Consider the following 12,936-nt stretch of genomic DNA (forward strand, 5'->3'; position numbering starts at 1 on the left):
TTTGAATTTGTGGCAAATGTAGGATTATGGGCGATAAGCTGAGGCGATAAACCTGCGGCTTGCTATCTTGCCCGAACATTTCTCGATCATGACGAACGCCAAACAGCCCTCTTTGTTGCAATCATTCATTCCGCTCATCTTTCTGGTGGGATTGCTGGGTACCAATGTGGCGTTCTATGGCGATAACTCTTTGGGCGGAGCCAACCAGATGGCGTTGCTGCTTTCGGCAGGTGTGGCGGCCATTGTTTCCATGCTCAATGGCCATCGTTGGGATGATCTTTTTGATGGTGTGGTGACGAGCATTTCCAGTGCCCTGCCCGCATTGATCATTCTGCTGATGATCGGGGCATTGGCAGGAACATGGCTCATCAGTGGAGTTGTACCGGCCATGATCTATTACGGTCTCGACATTCTCAATCCCACAATTTTTCTGTTTGCCACAACCATCGTCTGTTCCATTGTGTCGCTGGCCACAGGAAGTTCTTGGACCACGGTGGCAACGGTGGGTGTGGCTTTGATGGGAATCGGGCGTATTCTCGGTTTCAGCGATGGAATGATCGCGGGTGCCATTATCTCTGGTGCGTACTTCGGGGATAAGATGTCGCCACTTTCAGACACAACGAATTTGGCACCTGCCATGGCCGGTACGGATCTGATCACGCACATTCGCCACATGATGTGGACAACCGTTCCTTCCATTACTATCACCGCATTGCTGTTTCTTATCCTTGGATTCACATCGGGTTCGGGAGCCGATCTTGCAGGAGTTGAGGCGCTTCAATCGGCCATCGGTTCCAAGTTCAATATCAGTCTGTGGCTGTTTCTTGTTCCCGTAGCGGTAATTGCACTCATTGTGAAGAAAGTTCCTGCGGTTCCTGCGTTGCTTGTAGGTTCCATTCTTGGCGGCCTGTTCGCCATTTTCATGCAACCGCAGATCATTCAGGAATTGGCGGCCGAGGGCGCAACCTTCGCCAAAGCATCTTATATGGTCGTTATTGATGCGATGACAACCGATGTTTCCATCACTTCGGGCAATGAAGTGGCTGATGAACTGCTGAGTTCTGGAGGAATGAACGGCATGCTCGGAACGGTTTGGTTGATCATCTGTGCCATGACATTCGGTGGCGTAATGGAAGCCAATGGCATGCTTGAGCGTATTGCACAGTCCATCCTGAAATTGGCGCACACAACAGGTTCGTTGATCGCTGCGACTGCTGGTACGTGCGTGGTTTTCAACGTAACGGCATCTGACCAATATTTGGCCATTGTGGTGCCTGGCCGCATGTTCGCCAAGGAGTACAAGAACCGTGAGCTTGCTCCCGAAAACCTCAGCCGCGCCTTGGAAGATAGTGGAACGGTCACCTCAGCTCTGGTTCCATGGAACACTTGCGGAGCGTATCATTCGGGCGTACTGGGTGTGGCTACAGGAACGTATCTTCCATTTGCATTCTTCAATCTCATCAGCCCATTGATGACGATGCTTTTCGGCTACATGGGATGGAAAATAAATGCACTTGCTAAGAAGAATGAAGCCTGACCTTCAGCACGGAACGCTGATGCGTAGATTGAAATAGCAGACCTCATCATCCACATCCTGGAAGCTGAAACCGAGGTCATTGCCCGATTTTTTCTTCATGTCGATAAGTCCGAGGCCAGCGCCTCCCTTGGTTGAGAATTTTACCACGGTCTGCTTCATGATAACGCCATAGAGGAATTTGATCTCTTCCTCATTTAGGCTGTTGATCTTGCGGAGCTTGTCTTCCAAAACCGCTCGTTCGCTGTTTGCAACCAAGTTGCCGATGATGATGGTGATGTGGTCTTTGTTCTTGGTGAGCATGAACATGGGCGGCAGACCGTATTCCTTCGCTGTTTCCTGCTGAAAAGAGTGCAACTGTAGGTTCTGGAGCGTTTCGATGGCAATGTTGACGATCTTCCGTTTCTTCTGTCTATCTACCGAAAGGCTGTCGAGTATCTGTTCCAACTGTGGCAAGGTGTCGAGCAACACCTGCTTGTTTACCTGACCTTCATGTTGGAACAAAACGGCTTCATCACCAACGAGCGCATACTTGTTAATTCCGTCAGACATTCCGCAAATAGAGGTGCCTAAATCAAGGCACTTGAAGTTTGGTCAGCAAACCAAATCTACGGAAGTAAGCCCAATTGGTTACTCTATTCTGGTCATTCTTCGAGTAACGACCGCATTTTCTGTCTGCAAAGTAAAGATATAGAGCCCAGCGGGTAGGTCAGAGGTGTTCACTTGCAGGTACTGAAGGCCGTTACGCAATTGCCCGAGATCCTTCTCCATGATCATTTTACCCGAGATGTCCGTCAAACGGATGCGCACCTGTTCTGGTTGGAACAGGTTGAACTGCACCACAAAGCGGTCGAAAAATGGGTTCGGATAAGCTCCAATGATCACAGGTTCGTTTTCAATTTCTGCAATACCTGTGCTTGTGTCTGGTTCAAAAACGGGGGCCAATGGTGGATAGGAGTCTCCCACCGTTGGAGCAGATGCGTGTTCAAGATGGTTTTCTCCGTCACGCGTAAACCAACTGGTGCCGAGCGAGGAGGTGTGCGTGGGTACGGTAACGTCCGAAACGAAATACCAATCGGATTGGGCGATCGTGTCCGTCAGGTCCAGGATCAGGTACCCTTTCTGTGTCAGGTCTGCATATTTGATGTGCGGGTTTACCGACATGATCAGGTTCTGTCCAACTGGAATGGGGAAACTGGATGAGGTAACGCTGGTCACCACATATTCAACACCCACAGAGCCACTGCCAGTATTGGAATCGTAATTATCGCCTGGCAGATCATTTGCCCACGAAGTGTGAATGTCACCTGTAAGCACAACCGTATTGTCAATATTGTTGGTAGCGATGAAATTGAAAAGGCTGTCACGTTCGGCAGGATAACCATCCCATTGGTCGTTATTGATGGGAAATCCGAATGCCGTCAATGGAGCCATCATCACCTGCTGTCCGATCACCTTCCATTTCGTGGTCGCATTTTCCAGATTGTCATACAGCCAATGACGCTGTTCATAGCCCATCAAACTCCTGTCCTGATCACTTCCCGAACCCTGCTCATCGCGGTCGTAAAGGCGCGTGTCCAACATTTCCAGTTCGGCAAGATCTCCGAATTCGAATTTTCGGAAACGCTTTTCAGGATGGTTCGCATCGGGCAGTCTTACAGGCAGCCATTCGGTATTGGCCTGAATGGAATGCGCTTTGCGATCGGACCATGGTCCCTCTGTGGCAGGCGTATGGTTCTGGGCCCCATCGGTGTAAGAGTTGTTGGCCGATTCGTGGTCGTCCCAAATAACGATGAACGGATACTGCTGATGCGCATCGCGCAGATCGGGGTCGAGTTTGTAGAGCGAGTAGCGCGTGCGGTAGTCGCTCAATGAGATGATCTCGTTCACAGGTTCGTTCGTTCGGCCAGAAATATTGGCCGAGTAACCGCCCACTTCATATTCGTAGATGTAGTCGCCCAAAAAAAGGATGCAGTCGATGTCGTTCCTTCCCGCCAGATCGCGGTACGCGTGATAATAACCGTGCTCATAATTCTGGCAGGAGAGAACCGCAAAGCGCAGATGGTCCACACCACCAACGGGCGCAGTATGGGTTCTGCCAATGAGCGAATGGTCGCCATTGTACTCAAAATCATAATAATACCACGAGTCTGGATCAAGTCCCGTCACATCCACATTGATGGTCCAGTCAACCGAAGAATCGGTTGTTGCCATGCCACTTGCCACAATGTTGCTGAAAAGCGTGTCGGTGGCCATTCGCCAGTTCACGTCCACGGGGTCGGTACTGTTCAGCGTGATGCGCGTCCAGATCACAACCGCATCAGGAAGCGGATCGCCAGAGGCAACGCCATGATAGAACGGGGCCAACTCAGGTTCCAGCGCGCTTCTTGAGTAATGGGTCGGGCCAACTTCTTGCTGCTGCGCGAAGACGGAAATGGAAAATACGGAGAGTAGTGAAAGTAAAAGTGATTTCATGGTAATGATTGAAGAATGTCAAATGTAGTTCAAAAGCCCGTTTGAAACTGTGTAAGGGTTGACGGCTCAATGGTTAGAAAATGGACGGCCCCTGACGATTTCCCGTCAGAGGCCGTTTTGTGCAGACCCGTAAGCCAGATTCTGTTTTAGCTCACCATTTATCTATGCAGCCCACCCATCGGGAAAGAGCGAGCAACCCTTAATTCCCGACCTATTTGGCCTTGCAGCCCGCAAGGTTTACCCGACCGTGCCGTTGCCGACCCGGCCCGTGAGCTCTTACCTCACATTTTCACCCTTATCCGCCAGAGGCGGACGGTTATTTTCTGTGGCACTTGCTGTTGCTGCAGAATTCCTTCTGCGGCACCCACGCTTGCACGCGGTGCGGTGCTCTGTGCTGTCTGGACTTTCCTCCCTCAGTAAAGAGTGATGAGCCGATCTGCGCTGCAAAGTTAGTGTAGTCGCACCACAGTTGCACCAACTCCGTATCTGTGGAATGGACCTTCTTCGAATGTGAGGCCGTATTCGGTCAATTCTTGGCGGATAGCCTCCTTCAGTTTTCCAGAACCAACTCCATGAATGAACGTGATCTGCACATACTTGCGGGTGAGCGCATTATTGAGCTTGCGCTCGAAATGCCGCATTTGCGTGAGGAATTTCTCATGGTCGGGCATGTCATTAGGTTCCGTTCCGAGAATGGCTTCCAAGTGAAGGTCAACTTCTTCTTCAATGGTTGGAAGCGAAGGTTTCTGAACCTGTTTGCCAGATTGTGGGATTTTCGGGAAGGAAGGCGCGGTAACCGCCTTTTCTTTTTCAATCGGAAAGCAGATGCCAGGGTTTTCAATGCCTTCGTAAGTCAAATAATTACCTGGTTTCACAAATCGTGTCACTTTCACTTTCGTGAGGCAGGAGATCGGCTCGCGCGCTTCGTAGCCCGTTTTGCCAAAGAAGATCACATCCACATTCAAATTGCTGAGCATGCCAATATCCTGTCTTCGCAGCGATTGCACCAACTGGTCCGATTTCGGAAGGATCTCACCGTTGAAAATGCTGAACCATTCGTCACCTTCCTTGGCGGCCACATTCACCAGCAGGTGATAGTTGGAACTGTTGACGAACAGAAGGTCGAGGTCGCCACTTTCGGGTTTGGATGAATTGGTTGACGTGAAGACCAGCGCCAATTCAGGCAAGGCAACTGTATTTGAAGGTTTTGGAGCGGGCTTCGGTTGTGGTTTCGGTGTTTCAGGTTGGATGTATTGTGGCTGCGGTTGTGCAGGCACATGGTCGCGTTCGGCAGGTACGAGTTTGCTGAGCGGATACGGGTGCTTCAGACCGTATTCATCTTCCACAATGGCAGTTTTTGCATCAACGATGTGAACGATGGTCGCCTCACCGACCTCATCAAGGTAACGTACTTTTTCTCCAACTCGGAACACGGCTCAAAAATAGATCGGATGGAATTTGACCTTTTGAACGGGATTGAATTCGACCGTTGGGAACGGAAGTTTGATGAGATTGACCGCTTTGAAAATGGTTCGCAGCCACTTTTTCTTCGTTCGGATCTTCGTTAGATCCACATCCAACGAAAGATAGAATTGCCGATAGCGTGTGAACTTTGGGTATGGATTGCCATTGGCATCGACATCAGGGTTTTCAAACGCCCCTATCATGCCATTGGCTCCAAAACCCATTGCAAAATTGATCCAACGCGGAAACTTGCTCTGCTCCTTCAGAAATGAATGGATGTTGATGGAAAGCCAAAAGGTTTGGCCGTTGTAATCCTTCATCATCCGCGACCCGAAATTGTCGCCCAGCAGATTGGGTCGATACTGTGCGAAATCTGTCGGGTGGTACGAGATCTTAGGCGTGATGCGCTGCTCATTCCAGGCCAATTCCTGTAGAATGACCGCAAATGAGCCACATGTGTTGACCGTGAAATCGCTGAGTGAAAAACCCCACGCACCCGAAAAACCGTCCAATATTTCGATGCCAGCCATGTAAAAACTGCCCATGAAACCGCCTGCCCAAATACTGGTCTTTCGGTTGAAACCAGACCATCGCATAAAATCCATGTAATAGTAACCGATGGCGTAACTGGTAAGGAAATGCCCTGCCTTATCCATCTGCAACCATTCTCGGCTGTCATCAAACAGGTGGAACTTGGAACGCGGTTCGTTGGCATACCAAAGTTGGTTCAGGCCGACCACGGAACCGACCCAGAGGGAGGCCGTTCCTGCTCCCAGACCAATAGCTCTTCCTTTATAGATGGTGTCGCGGTAAAACTTGAATGTGGATGGATCGGACTGAGCCCAACTGCAATTCACGGCAAGCAGCAGAAAACTCGAAAGCAGCAGCTTCTTCAACATGTTGTAAAGGTAGTTTCCTCAAACAGGAAATCCGAAATTCAAAAAACTTCAAGTTGGAAACCGTTTCGAATTTCACTTTTCAGGTTTCTCATCTCAGTATTTTGTGCTTAGAATTTCATGAAAAAGCAGTTTGGCATTGTCTTGGGTATAGTGGCTGCAAGCGACCGATAAAAGTGCCGCAGATGTCTAACCAAAAACTGAAGATCATGAAAAAGCTGACTTTGATATTGATGGGTGTTCTGGCCCTTACGTTCCAGTCCAAAGCCCACGGATATTCGTACATAAATAGCTACGCGGATGCGATCGTTTTCGATGAGATGGGAATCACTTTTGCCGTTTATCCAGATGGCGAGTTCGATTTTTATTTTGCCAATTCAGGTGCCACAACGGTGAGCAATGGATATGTGAATGCAACGTTCAATTCGGGCTACAATTACAATCCGTATGTGCAGTATGACGATTACGGTGCGGTGGTTCAGGTAGAGAATGTGCCTGTTTTCTACGATTGGTACGGACGCGTGAGCCAAGTAGGTGATGTGCAGATCAGCTACAACAACCGTAGAGTTTGTCGGGTTGGCGGGATGAACATTTACTACAACGGCTACGGCCGATACGCCTACCACACAGGTTTCATCAACACATGGAATCCTTACTTCGTGTACCGTCCGTTCTACGTGGCGTTTGTAAGACCTACCATGTGTTTCGTGAACCTGAATCCCTACAGAAGATACTACCGACCAGTGCGCTACACGTACTACCATCCGTATGTGAGCAACCCACGTCCATGCTACGCCACCATTGGCCACACATACACCCCAAGTGGAAATGTGGTGACAACCACGCAACATCGTTACTCACAGACTCCTGGCTACGGCCAAACACCTGTGGTGCGCCAACGAACAACGGTTACCAAAGCAATGGAGGCTCCACGACCAACCGCGGTAAACCGCGGAACGATGAGCCAGCATACAGCTGCGACTTCGAACTACGGACGAACAGGTTCGGTTCCAAGCAACGGTTCCAATTACCGAACAGCACCGACAAATGGGTACAACAACGGCCGTGTCAATCAAACCTCGGTTTCACGCAATGCGGCAACTACGCAAGCACGACCTGTACAAACCGCGCCTGCAAGAAGTAACGCAGCAACCAGAAGTACAGGTTCAAGCAGACCGACAGTGGTTGCTCCGAACAGAAGTGGTTCAACTTCCGGCTCAATGAGCAGAGGAAGTAGCACTTCGGTACGAACTGCACCAGCGAGAACTACACAGAGTTCCGGTTCGAGCAGAGGTTCATTGTCGAGTTCATCTTCCATGAACCGCGGAACTTCAACCCATGTTCAGCAGAGTTCAGGTTCAAGAAATGCGGTTTCAAAACCCAGCTCAAGTGCACCTTCGAGAACCACAGCTTCGAGACCTGCCTCCACAAGAAGTACAGGTTCAGTAAGCAAGGCTCCAAGCAGAAGCAGTTCATCAACCAGCATGAACAAGGGAGGTTTCTCCAAGGGTTCTGCCGGTAGAAAATAGAGTGGAAAGATTTGGTGGGAGAGGCGGTCGCGCGAAAGCGCGGCCGTTTTTTTATTGGGTCAGAATCATCACCAGTACAAAAATGGCGAAAGCGACCGCCATCATGGCAACGAACGTTTTTCGCGTGAACGCTTCGCGTTGAAGTTTTTTGTTGATGTGAATCTTCCGAACGATGCGCTTCAGTTTTTCCCTCGGTATTTTCCTTTCAGGCGCAGCCTTTCTTTTGTATTGGGCACCGGAATAAATATTGTGTTTCAGGTTGGCGGTCCTTTCTCGCCTTGCTTCCAGCAGCGCACGGTTGTAATTCATTCTGCGCACCATGTCCATTACGTGACCTCCAAAACTCATTCCGATGAAAAAGTATGCAATTATTCGGTTCGGTTTCGGTGGAATCAGATCTCCACCACGATCCCAAAGGAAGGGATCACAGTTCCTGTCACATTCTTCACCTGTTGGAGTTGATAGCGTGATGGGTCGTTGGGGTCGATCAGTGGATTTCCGTTGCTATCGGTCGGAACGATGTATTGTGGAGGCTGCTGCGCTTTGAAATTGTACACGTTCTGAACATCGATGTACACGTTGAGTGCCCATTTTTTGAAAAACCATTTCTTGTCTACACGCATGTCGAGGAAATGCGCAGGCGTGAGCCGTTGGCTGTTGAGGCGCGAATAATCGGGCAGTGCGCTTCGGTTGAGTTGCCAGACGGGAATGAGTGAGGAGGTCTGCACATCGGCTGGAGTATAAGGTGCGCCACCAGTAAATCGCCAGCGCACGCCAAGTTCCCAGTTCCGTTTGAACTTTTTTCCTGCGGTGATGGAGATGAGGTGCTGTGCATCCCAGGCAGAAGGCACGAATTTGCCATTGCGGTCTTGGAACTCGCTGCGCACCCACGTGTAGGCAAGAATGCCGTAAAAGCCTTTCCACAGTTTCTGTTGCACAAGGAACTCCACTCCATAGGCGCGTCCTTGGTTGTTCGAGACCACAGCCTCATTTCCGATCACTCCGAAATTAGCCCCAAGGTTGGCCAAAGAAATGCTATCGCGAAGCAGGAACGGATAATGCTGCCAGTACTTGAAAAATCCTTCAACCGACACTTTCAATCCGTTCTTATTTACATACTCGGTGCCCAGAACCGCGTGGTTGGATGCGATGTATTTCAACCCGTTCTGCTTGTTCACGAGTACACCACTGTTATCGCGGTAACCGAAAGTAGTGTAGGGCGGTTGCTGAAAGTAACGGCCTACGTTGAAGTTGAGACTGAAATTGTCGTTGAACGAATAGGAGAGCGAAAATCTTGGAGAGAACGTCTCGTATGTTTTGGCCATTTCCTTCGAGTAGCTGTTGCCATCAACCCGCGCTCCGAGCGAGAGCAGCAATCGGCCTTCCACAAACGAACGGCTCACCTGCCCGAAAGCGCCCCATTTGTGCAGCTCGATGGCCGATGAAAACGACTTGCTGAAAATGGAACCATCTGGAAGTGTGATCTTATTGAACGTACTGTTGGTGTATCGCGCGTATTCGTAAACCACCCCGTAATTGATCTTCCAACCTTTGTCGCGCCAGTTGTTCTCAAACCGCATCTTGTTCTCTATTTCCTGACTCTTGTAGTTGAGTATCAGGTTGGTATCGACCTCAATGTTGTCCATGTATTTGATGGCGGTGTTGTTGAGCATGTTGCGGCTCACCACCAACTGCGAATAACCTTTTTCGCGGTAATTCTTCCAGTTCACGCCAAGCGTATAATTCCATTGATTGTTTACGGGCAGCACTTCCACCAACCGCTTCTGATCCTCATCCAAATTCTTGTCAAGGTTGAGTTTGAACTGGTCGATGGCACCGAGACCGACCACGATCAGCTCGTTCTTATCGTTGATCTTCGCCTTGTATTTCAGCTGGAAGTCATCGTACGTTGGCAGGAACGGCAGTTTCAGCAACGCGAACAGAAATTGCAGGTAACTTCTGCGATACGAGAACATGAACGAATGGCCTTTGGCGATCGGTCCTTCGATGGTGATGCCTGCATCGTTCGCGCCCAGCGTGAAATTGCCACCGATGCGATCCTGGCGCGGATCCTTCATTTTGAAATTCAGCACCGAGCTCAACGCATTGCCTCGGTTGGCAGGAAACGCACCTGAATAGAATTCCACTTCGCGGATGAAATTCACGTTGATCATTCCCACCGGACCGCCCGAAGAGCCCTGCGTAGCGAAGTGATTGATGTTGGGAACCTCCACTCCGTCCAAGTAGAATCGGTTCTCGTTGGGCGCGCCTCCGCGGATGATGATGTCGTTCCTGAACGCCACGGTTGATTGAACACCAGGAAGCGATTGCAGCGCCTTGGAAATATCGCGGTTTCCGCCTGGGTTCCGTTGAATTTCGTTCACTCCGATCGTCCGCAACGAAACAGGACTTTCCTCTTTCTTCTCGAACGGATTGGCCGTGACCACAACCGCTTCAAGGGTTTTGCTGTCCTCTTCCAATTTCACATTGATCAGCGCAGGCTTGTTATTGAAAACCTCCACTTCATACTCTACATGCGTCTTGTATCCGAGAAACGACACTTCCACGTTGTATAGTCCTGGCGTGATGTTCTTGATCTCGTAATTGCCATCAAGATCGGTAGATGCACCCAGCGTGGTGCCTTGCAGCACTACATTGGCAAACGGGATCGGCTCATTGCTGTTGGCATCCGAAACGCGGCCTTGCACAATTCCCGTTTGGGCGAACGTTGATAAACTGGAGATCAGAAGAAGGGCGAACAATACGTGCTTCATTCTTGGTCTGAGGTTGATTTTGGTTCTAAACCCAACTCGTTAAATATTGTTCGCGGCCGAAGCATTTGTGCTGTACTTTTGGGTGATGAACGCTCTATGAAAACAGAGAAAAAATGTTCAAACTGTGGTGAGTGGACCACTTGGGAAAAGCAGCCGACCGACCGCTGTGTCCATTGCGATGAGCTGCTCGATCATCTTTCGCTGAAGGAAAAAGAAGCAAGGGAGGAGCGGGAGCGAATTTTCAAGGAGAACGACTTTTTCCGTGTTCGGGAAGATGACAACTTCCTGATGGTAATGGTTCGAAAGACGGGCTGGGTATTGCATGCCATTTTTGCTGCGATCACGTGGTTTTTTCTCTGGATGGCCGCGACTACGCCAGGATGAAACAGACATTGTCAAATCCGATTTTTCTGGTGGCTGTTGCGTTGGCCGCCACCAATCAGTTGCTGGAAAAAGCATTCGGGATTTTCGTTCCCATAATTCACAGCTATTTGGACGACCTGCTGTGCTTTCCGATCGTGCTCACACTGGGTTTGGCCATGTACCGCTATTTCATTCCGAATTATCGACTGACCGCATGGCACATTTGGCCAATACTAATTATCTATTCGGTGTATTTTGAATGGTACTTGCCTCGCACTTCAAATGCTTACACTTCAGATGTATTGGATGTGCTGATGTACGTTTTGGGAGCCGTGATGTTCAATCTTACCATCAACAGCGAGATCAGCTTCAGAAGAACACCATCACTAAATTCTCCTTCTCTGTGAATCTCTATTTCTCAGAAAGTCTCTGTGTAAGAAACAAATTGGTCAAGCACCGATCTCAGCCTTGCAAGCTTCAAGAATAGCTAACGCGTCTTCTCGGGTTCTCGCTTCCGCGTAAGTTCGCAGAACAGGTTCCGTTCCTGATGGACGGATCATCACCCATTCGTGGTCGCTGAGCCAATATTTCCAGCCATCAAGGTCATCGATTTTTTGAACCTTGTAATGGCCGAAGTGGTCGTATTTACCAGCTTCGCAATTGGCCACGATTTCTTCTTTCAATGATTGAGCAATGCGGAGGTCATTCCGCTCAAAGGCGAATTCACCAACGATGTCATAGATCTCTTGAATGAGGTCGTGCAGACTTTTACCCGATTTGGCCATGAATTCCCACAGCACCAACCCATTCCAAATGCCATCGCGTTCTGGAATGTGACCTTTCACGGCAATGCCGCCACTTTCCTCTCCACCAACAAGCACATCTTCGGTAATCATAATGCCGCACAAATGCTTGAAACCGATCTTCACCACATCCAATTCCAAACCGTATTTCTCACACAATTGATTGATTTTGACGGTGGATGAAAAACCAGTTCCAACACGGCCGTTCCAGCCTTTCACCTTGTGCAGATAGTGAATGAGCAACAGCAGAATGTGGTGGCTGTCCACATAATTCCCTTCGTGGTCGAAAAGCGCAATGCGGTCGGCATCGCCATCCGTAGCAAGGCCGCAATCGATATCGCCTGAAATTTTGATGACCTCAGCAAATTCACCGAGGTTTTTGAGAATCGGTTCGGGTGGCGTTCCGTCAAAAAGCGGATTGCGTTCGCAATGGAGAAACGTGATGTCAGGAAACAACCTTCGCATCACGTACTGACCAGAACCGTACATCGCATCGTATGCGAATTCCACCCCTGAATTTCGGATAGCATCGAGGTCAAAATTGGCTTCGACTTTATGAACGTATAGATCTTCCAATTCGGCTGTTTTCAGCTTTCCGCTTTCGCGGTAGCTGTCAAGGTCGATGGCGTCCAACTCAAATTCATATTCATCGGGGATGAGTTTCTCCACAGCTTTTACATCGGCCTCCAAAAGCGGGCCACCATGGTTTCCTTTCAACTTATAGCCGTTATCCGCTGGCGGATTGTGGCTTGCCGTGATGATAACACCGATGCCTGTTTTCAATTCCTTCGCACCCAACGAAACCATGGGCGTGGTAACTGGACCTTCAGCCAGATACACTTCAAATCCATTCTGCAGAAAAACCTTGGCGGTCGTTTCAGCGAAAAGTTCGCCCCCGAAACGGCAATCGTGACCGACAACAGCCACTTTCGGCAGGCCTTGCGCCAAGACCCAATTGGCCGTTCCTTGCGCTACGCGCGCTACATTTTCTACCGTGAATTCCTTGGCGACCACCGCGCGCCAACCGTCTGTTCCGAATTTGATGGGAATTGCCATCTGAAAGGTTTTGGGCGAATGTAGGGGTTTGCTGTGGCAAAC

Annotated in this window: 11 protein-coding genes and 1 other RNA gene; 4 read left to right on the forward strand and 8 right to left on the reverse strand. The window is 49.7% G+C overall.

Annotated elements, in window-relative coordinates; all coding sequences use genetic code 11:
- The first annotated feature begins 88 nt into the window (after positions 1–88).
- Positions 89–1,537: a Na+/H+ antiporter NhaC gene (gene nhaC, locus GC178_09065; protein MBI1287715.1), complete on the forward strand. Its 1,449-nt coding sequence runs from the start codon at positions 89–91 to the stop codon at positions 1,535–1,537.
- 3 nt (positions 1,538–1,540) lie between these two features.
- Here nhaC and GC178_09070 read toward each other — a convergent pair whose 3' ends face one another.
- The 5 genes from GC178_09070 to GC178_09090 form a co-directional block, all read right to left on the reverse strand.
- Positions 1,541–2,086: a hypothetical protein gene (locus tag GC178_09070; GenBank protein ID MBI1287716.1), complete on the reverse strand. Its 546-nt coding sequence runs from the start codon at positions 2,084–2,086 to the stop codon at positions 1,541–1,543.
- 78 nt (positions 2,087–2,164) lie between these two features.
- Entirely contained in the window at positions 2,165–4,009 is a 1,845-nt protein-coding gene (locus GC178_09075; GenBank protein MBI1287717.1) for a T9SS type A sorting domain-containing protein, read from the reverse strand.
- 114 nt (positions 4,010–4,123) lie between these two features.
- An RNA gene (gene rnpB / locus GC178_09080) (RNase P RNA component class A) lies at positions 4,124–4,452 on the reverse strand.
- A gap of 6 nt (positions 4,453–4,458) precedes the next feature.
- A complete protein-coding gene (locus tag GC178_09085) occupies positions 4,459–5,442 on the reverse strand; it encodes a DUF2027 domain-containing protein (GenBank protein ID MBI1287718.1) in 984 nt (327 codons plus the stop codon).
- 3 nt (positions 5,443–5,445) lie between these two features.
- Positions 5,446–6,372 (reverse strand): DUF2279 domain-containing protein, encoded by a 927-nt coding sequence (locus GC178_09090; protein MBI1287719.1) that lies wholly within the window; start codon positions 6,370–6,372, stop codon positions 5,446–5,448.
- Between the two features lie 206 nt (positions 6,373–6,578).
- Here GC178_09090 and GC178_09095 point away from each other — a divergent pair, with 206 nt between their 5' ends.
- Positions 6,579–7,898, forward strand: coding sequence for a hypothetical protein (locus GC178_09095; protein MBI1287720.1), 1,320 nt, complete (start codon positions 6,579–6,581; stop codon positions 7,896–7,898).
- Between the two features lie 51 nt (positions 7,899–7,949).
- On the opposite strand, the gene GC178_09100 is transcribed toward GC178_09095, so the two are convergent.
- Together GC178_09100 and GC178_09105 are read right to left on the reverse strand one after the other, a co-directional pair.
- Positions 7,950–8,246, reverse strand: a complete 297-nt coding sequence (locus GC178_09100; GenBank protein ID MBI1287721.1) for a hypothetical protein — start codon at positions 8,244–8,246, stop codon at positions 7,950–7,952.
- A gap of 44 nt (positions 8,247–8,290) precedes the next feature.
- Entirely contained in the window at positions 8,291–10,672 is a 2,382-nt protein-coding gene (locus GC178_09105; protein ID MBI1287722.1) for a TonB-dependent receptor plug domain-containing protein, read from the reverse strand.
- 96 nt (positions 10,673–10,768) lie between these two features.
- Here GC178_09105 and GC178_09110 point away from each other — a divergent pair, with 96 nt between their 5' ends.
- Together GC178_09110 and GC178_09115 are read left to right on the forward strand one after the other, a co-directional pair.
- Positions 10,769–11,056 carry a hypothetical protein gene (locus GC178_09110; GenBank protein MBI1287723.1) on the forward strand — a complete coding sequence of 96 codons (288 nt, stop codon included), beginning with the start codon at positions 10,769–10,771 and terminating at the stop codon, positions 11,054–11,056.
- The gene (locus GC178_09115; protein ID MBI1287724.1) at positions 11,053–11,442 is read left to right on the forward strand and encodes a magnesium citrate secondary transporter; all 390 of its coding nucleotides are present in this window, start codon (positions 11,053–11,055) and stop codon (positions 11,440–11,442) included. The genes GC178_09110 and GC178_09115 overlap by 4 nt, the downstream gene beginning before the upstream one ends.
- A gap of 42 nt (positions 11,443–11,484) precedes the next feature.
- Here the strand turns inward: GC178_09115 and GC178_09120 are convergent, their stop codons facing one another.
- Positions 11,485–12,894: a phosphoglucomutase/phosphomannomutase family protein gene (locus GC178_09120; GenBank protein MBI1287725.1), complete on the reverse strand. Its 1,410-nt coding sequence runs from the start codon at positions 12,892–12,894 to the stop codon at positions 11,485–11,487.
- Positions 12,895–12,936 lie beyond the last annotated feature (42 nt).

It is taken from the genome of Flavobacteriales bacterium (assembly GCA_016124845.1).
Taxonomy (GTDB): domain Bacteria; phylum Bacteroidota; class Bacteroidia; order UBA10329; family UBA10329; genus UBA10329.